This is a genomic window from Candidatus Streptomyces philanthi (assembly GCF_059553635.1).
In genome coordinates this window covers 1-14,937 of the sequence record NZ_JCANQV010000145.1, presented here as the reverse complement: position 1 = coordinate 14,937, position 14,937 = coordinate 1, and the positions used below count along the sequence as shown (strand labels likewise).

12 protein-coding genes and 2 pseudogenes are annotated in these 14,937 nt (G+C 74.6%); 6 read left to right on the top strand and 8 right to left on the bottom strand.

Annotated elements, in window-relative coordinates; translation table 11 throughout:
• Positions 1 to 708: pseudogene (locus AC51EU_RS17990) on the bottom strand (hypothetical protein); the annotation flags it as partial.
• Positions 705 to 1,547 (bottom strand): PIG-L deacetylase family protein, encoded by an 843-nt coding sequence (locus AC51EU_RS17985; protein ID WP_496267998.1) that lies wholly within the window; start codon positions 1,545 to 1,547, stop codon positions 705 to 707. The gene AC51EU_RS17985 and the pseudogene AC51EU_RS17990, both read right to left, overlap by 4 nt.
• A 59-nt stretch (positions 1,548 to 1,606) precedes the next feature.
• Between AC51EU_RS17985 and AC51EU_RS17980 the strand changes: the two genes are divergently transcribed.
• Positions 1,607 to 2,722: a glycosyltransferase family 4 protein gene (locus AC51EU_RS17980; RefSeq protein WP_496267997.1), complete on the top strand. Its 1,116-nt coding sequence runs from the start codon at positions 1,607 to 1,609 to the stop codon at positions 2,720 to 2,722.
• 148 nt (positions 2,723 to 2,870) lie between these two features.
• Complete coding sequence (locus AC51EU_RS17975; protein ID WP_496267996.1) at positions 2,871 to 4,106, top strand: glycosyltransferase 87 family protein; 1,236 nt, start codon at positions 2,871 to 2,873, stop codon at positions 4,104 to 4,106.
• Positions 4,107 to 4,154: 48 nt separating this feature from the next.
• Here the strand turns inward: AC51EU_RS17975 and AC51EU_RS17970 are convergent, their stop codons facing one another.
• Entirely contained in the window at positions 4,155 to 4,574 is a 420-nt protein-coding gene (locus AC51EU_RS17970; protein ID WP_496267995.1) for a CBS domain-containing protein, read from the bottom strand.
• Between the two features lie 215 nt (positions 4,575 to 4,789).
• On the opposite strand from AC51EU_RS17970, the gene AC51EU_RS17965 reads away from it, so the two are divergent.
• On the top strand, positions 4,790 to 5,902 hold the full coding sequence (locus AC51EU_RS17965) for a CapA family protein (RefSeq protein WP_496267994.1): 1,113 nt from the start codon (positions 4,790 to 4,792) through the stop codon (positions 5,900 to 5,902).
• 39 nt (positions 5,903 to 5,941) lie between these two features.
• Here the strand turns inward: AC51EU_RS17965 and AC51EU_RS17960 are convergent, their stop codons facing one another.
• Entirely contained in the window at positions 5,942 to 6,556 is a 615-nt protein-coding gene (locus AC51EU_RS17960; RefSeq protein WP_496267993.1) for a CBS domain-containing protein, read from the bottom strand.
• A 613-nt stretch (positions 6,557 to 7,169) separates the two neighbouring features.
• On the opposite strand from AC51EU_RS17960, the gene AC51EU_RS17955 reads away from it, so the two are divergent.
• Entirely contained in the window at positions 7,170 to 8,669 is a 1,500-nt protein-coding gene (locus AC51EU_RS17955; RefSeq protein WP_496267992.1) for an AAA family ATPase, read from the top strand.
• Between the two features lie 53 nt (positions 8,670 to 8,722).
• Here AC51EU_RS17955 and nicT read toward each other — a convergent pair whose 3' ends face one another.
• On the bottom strand, positions 8,723 to 9,796 hold the full coding sequence (gene nicT, locus AC51EU_RS17950; protein WP_496267999.1) for a Nickel transporter NicT: 1,074 nt from the start codon (positions 9,794 to 9,796) through the stop codon (positions 8,723 to 8,725).
• 227 nt (positions 9,797 to 10,023) lie between these two features.
• A complete protein-coding gene (locus tag AC51EU_RS17945; RefSeq protein ID WP_496267991.1) occupies positions 10,024 to 11,448 on the bottom strand; it encodes an RtcB family protein in 1,425 nt (474 codons plus the stop codon).
• A 434-nt stretch (positions 11,449 to 11,882) separates the two neighbouring features.
• Between AC51EU_RS17945 and AC51EU_RS17940 the strand changes: the two genes are divergently transcribed.
• Both AC51EU_RS17940 and AC51EU_RS17935 read left to right on the top strand, forming a co-directional pair.
• Positions 11,883 to 12,128 (top strand): hypothetical protein, encoded by a 246-nt coding sequence (locus AC51EU_RS17940; RefSeq protein ID WP_496267990.1) that lies wholly within the window; start codon positions 11,883 to 11,885, stop codon positions 12,126 to 12,128.
• 221 nt (positions 12,129 to 12,349) lie between these two features.
• Positions 12,350 to 12,808, top strand: coding sequence for a CBS domain-containing protein (locus tag AC51EU_RS17935; protein ID WP_496267989.1), 459 nt, complete (start codon positions 12,350 to 12,352; stop codon positions 12,806 to 12,808).
• Positions 12,809 to 12,841: 33 nt separating this feature from the next.
• On the opposite strand, the gene AC51EU_RS17930 is transcribed toward AC51EU_RS17935, so the two are convergent.
• Together AC51EU_RS17930 and AC51EU_RS17925 are read right to left on the bottom strand one after the other, a co-directional pair.
• Positions 12,842 to 14,149, bottom strand: coding sequence for a phosphoribosyltransferase family protein (locus AC51EU_RS17930; protein WP_496267988.1), 1,308 nt, complete (start codon positions 14,147 to 14,149; stop codon positions 12,842 to 12,844).
• A 580-nt stretch (positions 14,150 to 14,729) separates the two neighbouring features.
• Positions 14,730 to 14,937: pseudogene (locus tag AC51EU_RS17925) on the bottom strand (archease); the annotation flags it as partial.

Sequence of the window (14,937 nt, the reverse complement as noted above, 5' to 3'; positions counted from 1 at the left end):
GCGCGCGGGGGTCGTACCCGCGTCGCCGGCCACACCCGGACCTCCGGCCACACCCGCTCCGCCCGCATGTGCCTCCCCGCCCGCACCTGACTCCCCATCCGGACCTGACCCCCCACCCGTACGCAGCCCCCCACCCGCACGTCGTCTCCCACGCCAAGCCCGCACCCCCACCCACCCCACCGCGACCACACCCGCCAGCAGCAGGATCACCGCCCCTCCCCCCGCCGCCCAGTCGATCCCGGGGACGGCCGTACCGGCCAGTGCCAGCGCGCCCAGGGCCGACAGCAGCAGCCGGGCGGTGACGTTGCACGCCCCGGTCAGCAGCACGCAGACGGTCACCGCCCGCGCCGGGTGTCCCCAGCGCCGGGTCATCGCGTAGGTGACCGCGACGCCCGCGCCGCCGCCGAGGGGCAGCAGATTGCTGACGGCGCTGCTGGTGCAGTTCACCATCAGCGCCCGGCGGCGCGTCAGGCCCGGCAGCGCGGCGCTGAGGACCGAGGCGTAGAGCAGCGGCACGGCGCACGCGAGGGCGCACAGCAGGGCCAGGCGCCCCCCGCCGACCTGCCCGAGGCCGGCCCGGACCGCGGACCACCGTGTCCCCGCCGCCCTCGGCACCACCAGTGCCAGCAGGGCGATCCCGGCGGCGGACGAGACCACGCCCAGCAGGCGCAGCACGGCCTTCGGCAGGCGCCGCCCGTGCCGGGTCATCGGCGGGACGCCGTCGCCGTACGGCCCGGCAGGGTCGCGAGGGGATCGCGCAACGGGCCCGCGCCGGCGGTGAGTCCGCGCTGGATGTACCACTCGGTGCCCAGTACCCGGCGGAACACCGGTCCCGGCAGCCGCCGCAGCGCGGCCAGGGTCCGTTCGGAGTCACCGCCCCCGGCCTGGCTGAGGTGCGCGGCCATACAGGCGCGCTTGGTCCGCCAGTAGCGGGCGACCGGCACCCGGTGGGTGATCTCGGCGGGCGCGCCGTACGCGCTGTGGAACGCGCTCCGGTCGAACTCCGGCGGGAAGCGGTACACCCATGACGCGGCGCGCAGCCCGCGCAGCAGCAGCGCGCGGTCGACGGTGGCCTCCAGCACCAGCGGGGTGCCCGCCATCCGGGCCGCGCGGTGGCCGACGTGGTGGACCTGGACGTGGTCGGGATGGCCGTAGCCGCCGGCCGGGTCGTAGACGGTGAGCAGGTCGGCGCGTTCCTCGTCGAGGACGGCGGCGAGCCGGGCCGCGGCCTCGTCCCGGTCCGCCGTCGCGAACGGCCGCGCGCCACCGGGTTCCGGGTCGGCGCCCGGTGTGTGCCCGGAGTCGGCGTAGCCGAGGAAGACGACCCGGGCGCATCCCAGGGCGCGCGCGGAGGCGTGCGCCTCGGCGCGTCGTACGGCGCCGAGCCCCCTGTCCCGGAGGGCGTCGGGCGCCAGGCCGCGTTCTCCCGCGGTGGCCAGGACGAGGACCACGCGGTGCCCCTGGGCGGCCAGCCGCGCCATGGTGCCCGCCGTCAGCAGCGCCTCGTCGTCCGGATGCGCGTGGAAGAACAAGCAGGTGTGTCCCATGAAACCTGACTTATCACCCCATACTGGGGAACTTCACTCCAGCATCCGAAAGTTCAGCCATGATCCTGCACATCTCCGACTGCTTCGCGCCCCGGACCGGCGGCATCGAGGCCCAGGTCGCGGCCCTGGCCGGAGCACAGCACCGGGCCGGTCTGGCCACCGAGGTGGTCACCGCGACGCCCGCGGACGGGGAACCGCAGGTGACAGCGTGGCCGTACCGCGTCCACCGCCTCACCGCCCGCCTCCCCGGACAACCACCCGTTCACCCGAGAGCGGGGCAGGCCCTCGACCGTTTGTTGACCAGGCTTCACCCGAGCGTGGTACACGTCCACTTGGGCGCCGCCTCACCGTTCGCCTGGTCGGCCCTGGCCTGCGCGCGGCGCCGCGGCATCCCGGCCGTCGCCACCGTCCACAGCATGTGGGACCCGGCGGTACGCGCCCTCTACCGGCTGCTCAGCCGCACCGGTCGCGCCCCCACGGCCCCCGTGACCGTGACGACCGTCAGCACCCCCGCCGCCGGGCTGATCCGCCAGGCCCTGCCGCACGCCGATCCCCGGGTCATCCCCAACGGCATCGACGCGGCCTGGTGGCGCCGCACCGGCCCCGTGGAACGGCCGGACGGATATGTGCACGTCGTCGCCGTCGGCCGCCTCGTCCCCCGTAAGGAGCCCATGGAACTGCTCGCCGCGCTGCGCGCCGCCCACGCCCGTCTCGCCGACCGGGGCACGGAACTGCGCGCCACGTTCGCCGGCGCGGGCCCCAGCGCCCGCCCGATGCGCCGCTATCTGCACCGGCACGGCATGGACGGCTGGATCCGCCTCGCGGGCGGCCTGCGGCCCCGCGAGGTCCGCAGCCTGCTCGCCGACGCGGACCTCTTCGTCAACGCCTCCCGCCGCGAGTCGTTCGGCATCGCCGCCCTGGAGGCGCGCACCAGCGGGCTGCCGGTTCTCGCCCGGGTCCGCACCGGCGTCGGCGACTTCGTCCGCCACAACCGCGAGGGCTCCCTCTGCGGCCACTCCGCCTTCTCCCTCGCCGACGAACTCCTCTGGCTCGCTCGCACCCCCGGCGCCCGCCGCACCATCGCCGCCCACAACCGCGAGACCGAACCGGTCCACTGCACCTGGCCCGTGATCACCGCCGCGTTCTCGGGGGCGTACGACGAGGTGCTGCGGTGAACGGAGGGAGCGGGATGCACGGCGTACGCGGGGGCGCGGCCACCGCGCGCCGGAGTGACCAAGCGACCGTCCCGCGTCGGCGCGCCGAGACGCCCGCTCCGCGCCGTCCCGCCGAGACACCCGTCCCCGTCCGTCAGAGCGCCCCCCGATGACCATCACCGGCGGAACGACCCGCCCCACCGGCACCACCCCGCTCACCCACCGCCTCCTCCGCACGGCGCGAACGGCGGCCGTGCGCCGTCCCGGCACGCTGTTCGCGCTGGCCGGCACCACCCTTCTGCTCCTGGTGTGGGTCCCCGCCTGCTTCCGCCTCGGCCTCGTCGACCTGCGCGTCTACCAGGAAGCTGCCCCGCACCTGCTGACCGGCGACCTCTACGTCTACCGGCTCCATCTGCCCGGCCCCGACCTCTTCCCGCTGCCGTTCACCTATCCGCCGTTCGCCGCCCTGGTCCTCCTCCCGCTCGCCGCGCTCCCCTGGCCCGTCGCGGGCGCCGTCTGGACCGCGGCCTCGGTCCTCGTGCTCTGCGCCCTCGTCCACCACTGCCTGCGCCTGGCCGACCCGGACGCCCCGACCGCCCGCCACCGCCGCCGCGTCCTGCTGTGGAGCACCCTCCTGCTGTGGACCGAACCCGTCACCCTCACCCTCGCGTTCGGGCAGATCAACCTGCTGCTGGGGGCGCTCGTCGCGTACGCGGTGCGCCGGCGCGCGGCCGCGGCGGCGGGCGCCGGGATCGGGGTGGCGACCGGGATCAAACTCGTGCCCGCGGTCACCGGGCTGTACCTCCTGGCCCGGCGCCGCTGGTCGGCGGCGCTCTGGTCGGCCGCCGTCCTCGCCGCCACCGTCGCGGCGGGCTGGGCGGCCGCCCCCGGGCCCGCGGCGGAGTACTGGCTGCACGCCGTCGGCGACCCCACCCGCGTCGGCCCGGTCGGCTCCGTCCTCAACCAGTCGCTGCGCGGCGCCCTTTCGCGCACCCTGGGCCACGACGTCAACTGGTCCGCCGCCTGGTGGGCCGCCGCGCTGCCCGTCGCGGCCCTGGCCCTGATCACCGTCCACCGCGCCGTACGCCGCCACGACCTGCTCGGCTGCCTGCTCGCCGTCCAGTTCCTGGGACTGCTGCTCAGCCCCATCTCCTGGTGCCACCACTGGATCTGGGCGCCGCTCGCCGTCCTCCGCCTCTGCCACGGTGGCCCCCGCACCCACGCCCGCACCACCGCCCTCACCGGCTGGGCCGTCGTCCTCGGGGGCCATCTCGTCTTCTGGCTCGAACACGCCCAGGACGACATCTGGGCCTTCGACCGCCCCTGGTACCTCGCGACACTCGGTTGGGGGTATCCGGTGTGCGCGGTGCTGACGTTGGTGGCGTTGCTGCGGGAGGACGGGTGACCGGGGGCCCGGTCGGCGTACGGACGCGCCCCCGCCCCCGTAGGGCCGTCAGCGGGTCGCGCAGACGGCCCCGACGAAGTGGCCGACCTTCTCCTTCGGCAGGTTCCGGGCGAGGTCGGCCTCGCTGATCATGCCGACGAGACGGTGCGCGGCGATCACCGGAAGGCGCCGTATCTCGTGCTCCTCCATGGTGCGCAGCACCTGGTCGGTGTCCGCGTCGGCGTCGATGGTGACGGGCTTGCCCTGGGAGAACTCCCCGGCCGTCATCGCCTTGGGGTCCTTCCCCTTGGCGACGCACTTCAGCACGATGTCGCGGTCCGTGAGAATCCCGTGCAACCGGTCGTCCGGGCCGCAGATGGGCAGGGCGCCCACGCCGAGCTCGCGCATCCTGCGGGCGGCCTCCTCGACGGTCTCGTTCTCCTGCACGCAGGTGGCACCGCTGTGCATGATGTCGCGTGCGGTGGTCATCACTGCCTCCTCGGGTACGGGACTGCGCGGGCGCACCACCGGCCCCGTGGAACACACGGTCCGGCCGCCGCCCACGGCCCCAGTCTCCGGCGGCCCCCGCCGCGGGTCCATGGGTCGAACGGACCCGGAGGACGCGGGGCCCGCTCGCCCCGGATGCCGCGCGGCCCGCTCCGGCCCCACGGCAGGCAGCGCCGGACAGGCCCTAGCCTGGGGGAATGGGCGGTGACACGGTCACGCTGTCCCTCTGCGGCGATGTGATGCTCGGCCGCGGGGTGGACCAGACCCTCCCGCACCCCGGCGACCCGGAACTGCGCGAGGCGTACGTCCGCGACGCCCGCGACTATGTCGCCCTCGCGGAGGCGGCCCACGGCCCTGTCCCCCGCCCCTCGGACTTCCGGCGGCCGTGGGGCGCGGCGCTCCGCGTCCTCGAAGCGGCCGCGCCCCACGCCCGCGTGATCAACCTGGAGACCGCGGTCACGCGCGCCGGCGCGCACGCCCCCGGCAAGGGCATCCACTACCGGATGAACCCGGCCAACCTCCCCTGCCTGACCGCCGCCCGCCCCGACGTCTGCGTCCTCGCCAACAACCACGTCCTGGACTTCGGCCGCCCCGGCCTGGAGGAGACGCTCGACGCCCTCACGGCCGCGGGCCTGCGCACGGCCGGGGCCGGACGGGACGCCGACACGGCCCGCCGCCCCGCGGTGGTGCCCCTCGCGGACGGCGGCCGGGTCCTGGTCCTCGCCCTCGGCCTGCCGTCCAGCGGCATCCCCCGGTCATGGGCCGCGACGGACGACCGCCCCGGCGTCGCCGTCGTCCCCGAACCGACGGCCGCCGCCGCGGCCGAGGCCACCGCCCCCCTGCGCCGGGCGAAGCGGCCGGGCGATCTCGCGGTGGTCTCCGTCCACTGGGGATCCAACTGGGGCTACGACGTCCCCGCCGCCCAGGCCGCCTTCGGCCACGCACTGATCGACGGAGGCGCCGACCTCGTCCACGGCCACTCCTCGCACCACCCCCGCCCCCTGGAGGCGTACCGGGGCAAGCTCGTCCTCCACGGGTGCGGCGACTTCATCGACGACTACGAGGGCATCACCGGCTACGAGCACTACCGCGACGACCTGCGCCCCCTCTACCTCGTCACCCTCCGCCGTGACACCGGCCGCCTCGACGGGGCGCGCATCGTCCCCCTCCAGTCCCACCGGATGCGGCTGCGGCACGCACCGGAAGCGGACCGGCGGTGGCTGGGCGAACTGCTGGACCGGATCAGCCGGGGCTTCGGGGTGCGGGTGACGGAGGGCCCGGACGGCATGCTCGCCGTCCGCGCGGGCTGAGGGACCGGGGCACGCCGCCCTACCCGCAGGGGTGAACGTTCACGACGCGTCGTCGGGGCGTGCGTCGTCCTGCTCGACGACCAGCCGGTCGACGACCTCCACGACCCCGTCCACGCTCTCGCACAGCCGGACCACGACGGGCAGCAGGCTCTTGCGCTCCAGGACGCCGCTCAGCGTCACCCTGCCGTCGTCGACCTCGACCGTCAGCGCGGCGGGGGAGAGGCCCAGGGTGCGGGTCAGTACGTCCTCCAGGATCTCCTCCTGGATCGCCCGGTCCCGCCGCAGGAACAGTTGCAGCAGGTCACGGCGGCTGACCACACCGATCAGCCGCCCCGTGTCGTCCACCACGGGCAGACGCTTGACCCGCTTCTCCTCCATGGTCCGCGCCGCCCGTACCGCGCTCCAGTCGGGACGCGCCACGATCACCGGGCTCGACATCAGCGCCTCGGCGGTGCCGGGACCGTTCTTCGAGGTCTGCCGGCGCAGCAGGTCCGCCTCGGACACCACGCCCACCGGCCGCTCGTCCTCGTCGAGGACCGGGACGGCGGTGATGCCGTACTCGTCGAGCAGCCGCGCGATCTCTTTGAAGCCGGTACCGCGCTGGACGGTCACGGCACCGGGCGTCATCAGGTCGGCGACACTGCGGTGCCTCATGGCCGGCCAGTCCTTTCACGACATATCGGGTCGGTGTTCCTGCGGACGGGATACGGGAACGCCGTACCGCCCAGGGGTACGAACGCGCCACCGCGACGACCGGTTCCCCGCCACGCACCTGGCCCCACCAGCGGCTATGTCCCGCACCCACCAGCCTGCATCGTACGGAAGACCCGTGACAGGGCCGATCGGCACCGACGGGTACCGGCGCTTTCGGGTGACGCCCGGGGCCTCCGGCCCGTCGCGCGGCGCGCCGTCCGCGCGGGTGCGGGGCGTCGGATTCGTGACCGCCCGCGCGCCCTACGCCGGCGCGCGGGCCGGCCGTCACCGTCCCGGACGCGCCCTCCGCCGCTCTACGCGCTCCCCCACATGCGTACGCGCCCCCAGCAGACGTACGCGCACCGTCCCCACAAGCTTCCTCACCCCTCGCCCGCCCCGCCCCCATACCCCAGACGGCCCGCCGAACCAGGCGTACGCCGGGCGTGAGAGGTGTACTGGAAGAAGAACGGGTGCGTACGCGCCCCGGCGCGCGCCGGAGAGTGCCGGGGCCCGGGAGCACCGGCCCCGGACCACCGCGCCCGGGAAGGACCCCGGCCAGTGAGGGGAGCGGCCCGTGCCACCGTCGGAAGCCGCCGCCCGCCCGGTCAAGCCTGATGCGATCTTCGACCGGGACAGCGAATGGGACGCGCTGGTGCGCTTCGCCGGCGACCCCCGCCCGGGGCCGCTGCTCGGGCTGGTCTCGGGGCGACGGCGGCAGGGCAAAACATTCCTGCTGGAGTCCGTCGCGCGCGCCGTCGGCGGCTTCTACTTCGACGGCTTCGCCGCGGCCGAACCCGAGTCGCTGCACCGCCTCGCCGACCGCCTGGCCGACCACACCCGCGCCGCCGGCACCCCCACATGGCGGCACTGGGACGAGGCCGTGGACGCCCTGCTCGCCCTAGGCGACGACGAACCGTCCCTCGTGGTCCTCGACGACTTCCCCGAACTGGTGAGTTCGAGCCCCTCCCTGCCCTCCGTCCTCCACGCCGCCTGCCGGCGACGGCACGAGACCCACCCGGGCAACCGCACACGGCTGCTCCTGTGCGGCGGAGACCCCACGGTCGTCTCCCGCCTCTTCGCCGGCCGCTCCGCGCTGCACGGCCTCGCCAGCCTCGATCTCGTCGTACGGCCCTTCGGCTTCCGCAAGGCGGCGCGCTTCTGGGACGTGCACGCGCCCCGGCTCGCGGTGCAGGTGCACGCCGTCGTGGGGGGCACACCGGCGTACCGGCGCGACTTCGTGTGCGACGACGCGCCCGCCGGCCCCGACGACTTCGACCCATGGGTGTGCCGAACCGTCCTCAACCCCCGGACCCCGCTGTTCTGGGAGGCCCGCCATCTGATGGACGAGGACGCGGGCTGCACCGACCACGCCGACCGCGCCCTGTGCCACTCCGTCCTCGTCGCCGTCGCCTCCGGCCGCACCACCCGCGGCGAGATCACCGACTACGTCGACGGCTCCCTGCGGGACGTCTCGCACGTCCTGACCGTGATGGAGAACCGCGGGCTGCTGTACGGCGAACCGGACGCCTTCCGCCCCGGCGTCCCCCGTTACCGCGTCGTGGAACCGCTGCTGGCCTTCGAGCACGCCGTGGCCTGGCCCTACCGCGCCGCGCTCGAACAGGGCGAGGTCGCCGAGGTCTGGCGCCGGGCCCGCCCCACGTTCGACACCGCCGTCGCCGCCCCGCACTTCGCCCAGCTCTGCCGCGACTGGGCGGTGGGGCATGCCGTCCCGGAGACCTTCGGCGGCGAGCCCGCCACGGCCGCCCGCGGCACGGTCCTCGACCCCGTCCACCACACCCGTCACGACGCCGAGGTCGTGGTCCGCGGCACGGTCGACGGCCGCCCCGGCGTCCTCCTCTCCGTCGGCCTCGCCCGCTGGAACGACGCCATGGACCGCCACCACCTCGACCGCCTCCGCGCCCTCCTGACCGCCCTCGCCGCCACCGGCGAGGACACCGCCCAGGCCCGCCCCGCCTGCTACAGCGGCACCGGCTTCGGCCCCGAACTCCACGCCGCCGAGGCCAAGGGCGAGGTCGTCCTGATCAGCGCGGACCGGCTGTACCACGGGGAGTGACGGCGGGGCGGGGGCTTACGGGCCGGACGGTGCCGGGCGTCGGGACCACACCGTCACTCCGCGCCCTGGTCGGCCGCCCTGATGTCCGCCGACCACTTCTCCTCGATCCTGCCGAACTTCCACACCGCGAGCGCGACGATCCAGGTGGCGAAGAACAGCGCCACGACGACGAAGCCTATGACGTTGAGGTCGAGGCCGCCGACCCAGTCCCAGAACGGGCCGTGCAGATCCAGCTTCTCGGCCAGCAGTCCGAGCAGTTCCACGGTCCCGATGAGCAGCGCGACGGCGACCGACAGACCGGTGATCGTGAGGTTGTAGTAGACCTTGCGCACCGGCTTGGAGAACGCCCACCCGTACGCGAAGTTCATGAACGAACCGTCGACGGTGTCCAGCAGGCTCATCCCCGCCGCGAACAGCACGGGCAGGCACAGGATCGCGTACCAGGGCAGCCCGGACGCGGCGCCGGAACCGGCGAGGACCAGCAGCGCGATCTCCGTCGCGGTGTCGAAGCCCAGGCCGAAGAGGAGGCCGAGCGGGTACATCTGCCACGGCTTGGTGATCGACTTCATGACGCGGCCGAGGAGCCGGTTCATGAAGCCGCGGTTGTCGAGCTGCCGCTCCAGCTCCGCCTCGTCGAACCGCCCGGCCCGCATCCGGCGGAAGACCTGCCAGATCCCGGCGAGGATGACGAGGTTGACGGCGGCGATGACGTAGAGGAAGACGCCGGAGACGGTGGTGCCGATCAGGCCCGTGACATCGTGCAACTGCGAGGAGTCGTCCTTTATCGGCCCGGCCATCGCCCGGATGCCCAGCGACAGCAGGAACGCCAGCCCGAAGACGACGCTGGAATGCCCCAGCGAGAACCAGAAGCCGACCGACAGCGGACGCTGCCCGTCCTGCATCAGCTTGCGGGTGGTGTTGTCGATCGCCGCGATGTGATCGGCGTCGAAGGCGTGCCGCATCCCCAGGGTGTACGCGGTGACGCCGATGCCTATGCCGAACGTCTTGGTGCCGAGGCTGTAGTGCTCCGGGGCGACGATCACCACCAGCGTGAACCAGCCGATCACATGCAGGGCGAGGATGAACCCCGCCATTCCCGCCATACGCCCCCATTCGGCGCGTGTCATCGACCGCGCGATGCGCTGCCGGCGGGGGAGCGGTGGAGCGTCGGCGTCCGGGGAGGTGGCGGGCGACACGGCCATGGCCTGCTGCTTTCTGCCGGAGAACGCGTGCGGTGGCACGCACCTCCACACTCCTGCGAGCCGATGTCACCTGCAACCAATGTGCAGTAAAGGGCGGGCCATGGAGTGGCCGGAATACGGTGCGGGGGTTGACGGGCGCCGTGGGACCGCCGTCAGCCCTTGACCACCCCGAGCGGCACCAGACGCGCGACGACCCGGGCGGCCCCCGCGCCCTCCGTGGCGGCGGCGACCCGGTCGACGTCCTTGTACGCCTCGGGCGCCTCCTCGGCGAGACCGCGCCAGGACGACGGCCGGACGGCGATGCCCCGGGCCTCCAACTCGTCCCGCAGCCGCTCGCCCCGCACCCGCCGCAGCGCTTCGTGCCGGCTCCACACCCGCCCCGCCCCGTGGCAGGCGGACAGGAACGCGTCATTGCCCGGCAGTCCCACCATCACGTACGAGGCGGAGCCCATGGTGCCCGGGACCAGTACCGGCTGGCCGACCGCGGCGAGATCGCCCGCCAGCCGCGGGTCACCGGGCGGCAGGGCGCGGGTGGCGCCCTTGCGGTGCACACACAGCTGCCGTGGCGCGCCGTCGACCTCATGGGTCTCGATCTTGGCCATGTTGTGCGAGACGTCGTAGACCAGCGCCAGCTCCGCGCCGGCCGCGGTGGCGAACGCCTTACGGGCCGCCTCGGACAGCAGCTGCCGGTTGGCGCGGCCGTAGTTCGCCGCGGCCGCCATCGCCCCCAGATAGGCGCGCCCGGCGGAGGACACCACGGGCGCGCAGGCCAGCTGCCGGTCCGGGAGGTGGATGCCGTACGTGTGCAGCGCGCGGTCCATCGTCCGGACATGGTCGGTGCACACCTGGTGGCCGAGACCGCGCGAACCGCAGTGGATCATGACGCACACCTGGTCGGGCCGCAGCCCGAAGACCTCCGCCGTCGCCGCGTCGTACACCTGGTCCACCGCCTGGACCTCCAGGAAGTGGTTGCCCGAACCGAGACTGCCGACCTGGCCCAGCCCCCGCTCCGCGGCCCGCGCCCCGACCTGGCCGGGCACGGCGTCGTCCAGGGCACCGCCGTCCTCGCAGCGCGCCAGGTCGCGCGGTACGCCGTGCCCGCGCTCGACCGCGTAGCGCGCGCCGTCGCGCAACAGCGCGTCCAGCTCCCCGCGCCCCGACAACTTCCACAGACCGCCGCGCCCCGCACCGCGCGGAACGGTGTCGCCGAGGAGATCCATCAGCCGGCGCAGCCGCGGCGCCAGCTCCCCGCGCCCGATCCCCGAGGCCAGCAGCCGCACCCCGCACGAGATGTCGAACCCCACCCCGCCGGGCGACACCACGCCCCCGCCCTCGACATCGGTGGCCGCCACCCCGCCGATCGGGAACCCGTAGCCCCAGTGGACGTCCGGCATGGCGAACGACGCGCGCACGATCCCCGGCAGCGTCGCCACATTCACCACCTGCTCCAGCGCCTGGTCCCCCGCAGCCTCGGGCAGCAGCGCCCGCGACGCGAACACCACACCGGGCACCCGCATGGCCCCGCACCGCTCGATACGGAACCGGAACGGGCCTTCCTCGACCAAGGTGATCTCCATGGGGGCACCTTCTTTCGGCGCCGGGGCTTGCGGCGCCGGTTTCGTTCGGGGGCGCGGGCGCGGGGCCCGGTGTCGTGGGCGCGCGCCGCGGCGCGGGGCCTGCGGCCGCGGCGTGCGGAGCCTCTTCTCCCAGGATCGCGTTCCTCGCCCGGTACGGCAGGACGGGGCGGTGCGGGCCGTCGGGAACGCGCGCGGGCGCCGTGAGACGGGAGCGATACGGCGTGCCCGTGACGCCAGGCGGTGAACAGGGTGACGATGGGACCCTGGTGGGGGAGGCCCTGACAGGGGCGCGCCGCGCACACGGCGCACCACCGCGCACCGGCTCGCCTCGTACGCCCGCGCGCACGACCACCGCGCGCACCCGGAAATCCGCCGGCGCACAGGCGCCCCCACTCCCCGTCCGGCACACACAGCACCCGGGAGGAGGCCCCGAGATGACTGCGGACCACACCACCCACGCACCGGACGCCCCGACCCGCCCCGACACCTCGCGGGAACGGAGCGACGAGGCCCGGCTGCACCTGCTGGAGGCACAGGTCCAGACGCTGGCCGCCGCGGTCCGGGCGCTCGCCCAGGGCCTGGAGGAAGTCCCGACCCAGGACACCGAGGAGACCCCGGAGAAGCAGGCCGCCCGCGGCGCCCGCCTGGCACACGAGCTCCTGCTGTCGCAGGGCCTGTAAGGACTGCCGTCCCGCCCCGCCCGCCACGCGGCACCCGGCACGCGGTGCCGTAACGCCCCTCAGCCTCACGCGCGCCCGCACCGGACGCCGCGAGGCCCCCGGCGGGCGCACGACGGGAGGCCGACGACTGCTCCCGGTCGGCACCCCGCGCACCGTCCGCCCCGGGCCGACCACGGCGGACGGGACGGTGCCGCGCACGCACCTAGAGAAGGCGGTGAACCATGCAGATCAAGTACGTCATGACCGCTCCGCCGGCCAGCGTGACCGAGGACGCGTCGCTGGAGGACGCGGCCCGCCACATGGCCGACGCGAAGGTCGGTGCGCTCCCCGTCGTCGAGGACGACCGCGTCATCGGCCTGATCACCGACCGGGACCTGGTCGTCCGCGCGATGGCCCGGCGGCTGTCGCCGCAGATGCGGGTCGGCGTCCTGATGTCGACGGACCCGGTCACCGTGGACGTCGACGCCGCCGTCCCGGCCGCCCTGCACGCCCTGCGCTCGATCGAGGCCCGCCACCTCCCCGTCGTGGAGAAGGGACGGCTCGTCGGCATGGTCTCCTTCGACGACCTCTTCTGGTGCCTGACCGTGCAACTGATGGAACTTGCCGCCGTCATCAACGCGGTCCGCAAGGTTCCCGACCGCTTCCGCACCCAGACGGGCGGCCTCCTCGACGAGGAGTGAGGGCCGGCCCGCGACCGGCCCGCTCCGTGGCCGTCAGGCCGCCGCCCGTGGCGCCGGCGCCAGGTGATCGGTGAACCATCCCTCCGCCAGCCGCGTCACCTCGTCCAGCGCGCCCGGCTCCTCGAAGAGGTGGGTGGCGCCCCGGACGACCGCCAGCTGGTTCTCGCAGCGCAACCGGGACTGCGCCTGGCGGTTGAGGTCGAGGACGACGTCGTCGAGGCCCCCGACGATCAGCAGCGTGGGCGCGGTCACCGACGACAGCCGGGGACCGGCCAGATCGGGCCGCCCGCCGCGGGAGACGACGGCCGCCACCCGCGCGCCCGGTTCCGCGGCCGCCCACAGCGCCGCCGCGGCGCCGGTACTCGCCCCGAAGTACCCCACCGCGAGCCCCCGGGCCTCGGGCTGCTCGCCCAGCCACCGGGTGGCGTCCGCGAGGCGGCGGGCCAGCAGGCCGGTGTCGAAGACATTGGCGCGGTCCGCCTCCTCGTCCTCGGTGAGCAGGTCGAACAGCAGCGTCCCCAGCCCGGCGCGGTTCAGCCCGGCGGCGACGTACCGGTTACGGGGACTGTGCCGGCTGCTGCCGCTCCCGTGGGCGAACACCACCACCCCGGACGCGCCGTCCGGCACCGTCAGCTCCCCTTCCAACCGCACCGCCCCGGACGGCACCTCGGCCTCCCGGTCCTCGGGCGCCGCCGCGTCGACGCCCCGGCCCGCCGCCCGATCGAGGCAGGCGATGACCTCCGCGTCGGAGGTCTGGGTGAAGTCGGCGTAGAACTGTCCGATCGCGAAGAACTGCGCCGGGGTCTCCAGACAGATCAACTCGTCGGCGCTGCCGCCCAGCCGGACGGTCCAGTCCGACGGGGCGACCGGCACCGCCAGGACGATCCGGGCGGCCCCCCGCGCACGGGCGATCCGGCAGGCGGCCTGCGCGGTCGACCCCGTGGCCACACCGTCGTCGATCACCACCACGGTCCGGCCGCCGACATCGACCGGCGTGCGCTCACCCCGGTACCGCCGGGCACGCTCGTCCAGGACGACCCGCTCCCGCTCCTCGACCTGCGCCAACTCGTCGGACGACACCCCCGCGACCGTCATCACCTCGTCATTGATGACCCGCACCTCGCCCTCCCCGATGGCCCCCATCCCCAGCTCCGGCTGGAACGGCACCCCCAACTTCCGCACCAGACACACATCCAACGGCGCCCCCAGCACCTCCGCCACCTCAGCGGCAACCGGCACCCCACCCCTGGGCAGCCCCAACACCACCACTTCCTCCCCCTTGAGCCCCTCCAACCGAGCGGCCAACCGCCGCCCCGCCTCCACACGATCCCTGAACAACACGATGCGACCTCCTCACCCGAGCCCGAGGGGGGCGTGGGCCTTCCGCCCGGTGGTGGTTCGCCTGGTTATGGTGCGTAGGGCCTTGGTCGGCCCGGCTGCGGGCCGGGCGGCTGCGGCTTGTCCGGCACGGTGCCGGGCCATGGTCGGCCAGCGTCGCCGGGCCACGGTGGTACGGGCTTGTGGCCGCAACCCTGGCCGTTCCCGGCCGTGGCCCACGCGGCTGGGGCTCGTCCGGCCAGGGTGCCGGGCCACGGTCCGCCCGGCCACGGCGGTACGGGCTTCCGACCGCGACCTTGGCCGTTCCCGGCCGTAGTCCCGCACTCCCGCAGTCCCGCAGGCTTCTGGCCGCAGCTCCACGGGCGAGCATGCGCCGCCCCTGCTTCCACTGTGACCCCGCGGGCCGGTCGCCGCAGCGGGCCGAGTCCGGGGCGGCGCGGGGCGGAGGTACGCGCCGCACTCGACGTGACCGGTGTACGACCCGACGTGGTGCGGTGCAGTGCTCGACATGCTCTTGGCGCACGGCTCGACGCGGTGAGCAGCAGAACTCAGAGACCCGGTACGCGACCGGGAAGCCCCGCCCTCACACGTCCAACGTCACCGCGCACCTCCAGCGCCCCTCCCGGAGACCGCACTCCAACCCGCTCAATGTGACGGCCTTCGGCACGGCCCCGATCACTGGCAACGACTGGGCATCGACCATCTCCAGCCCCAACCGCACCCCACCCACCACAGGAACCACCTCGACCCCCACGGGCACCTCCCCCTCCACATCGAGCCGATAGACGACC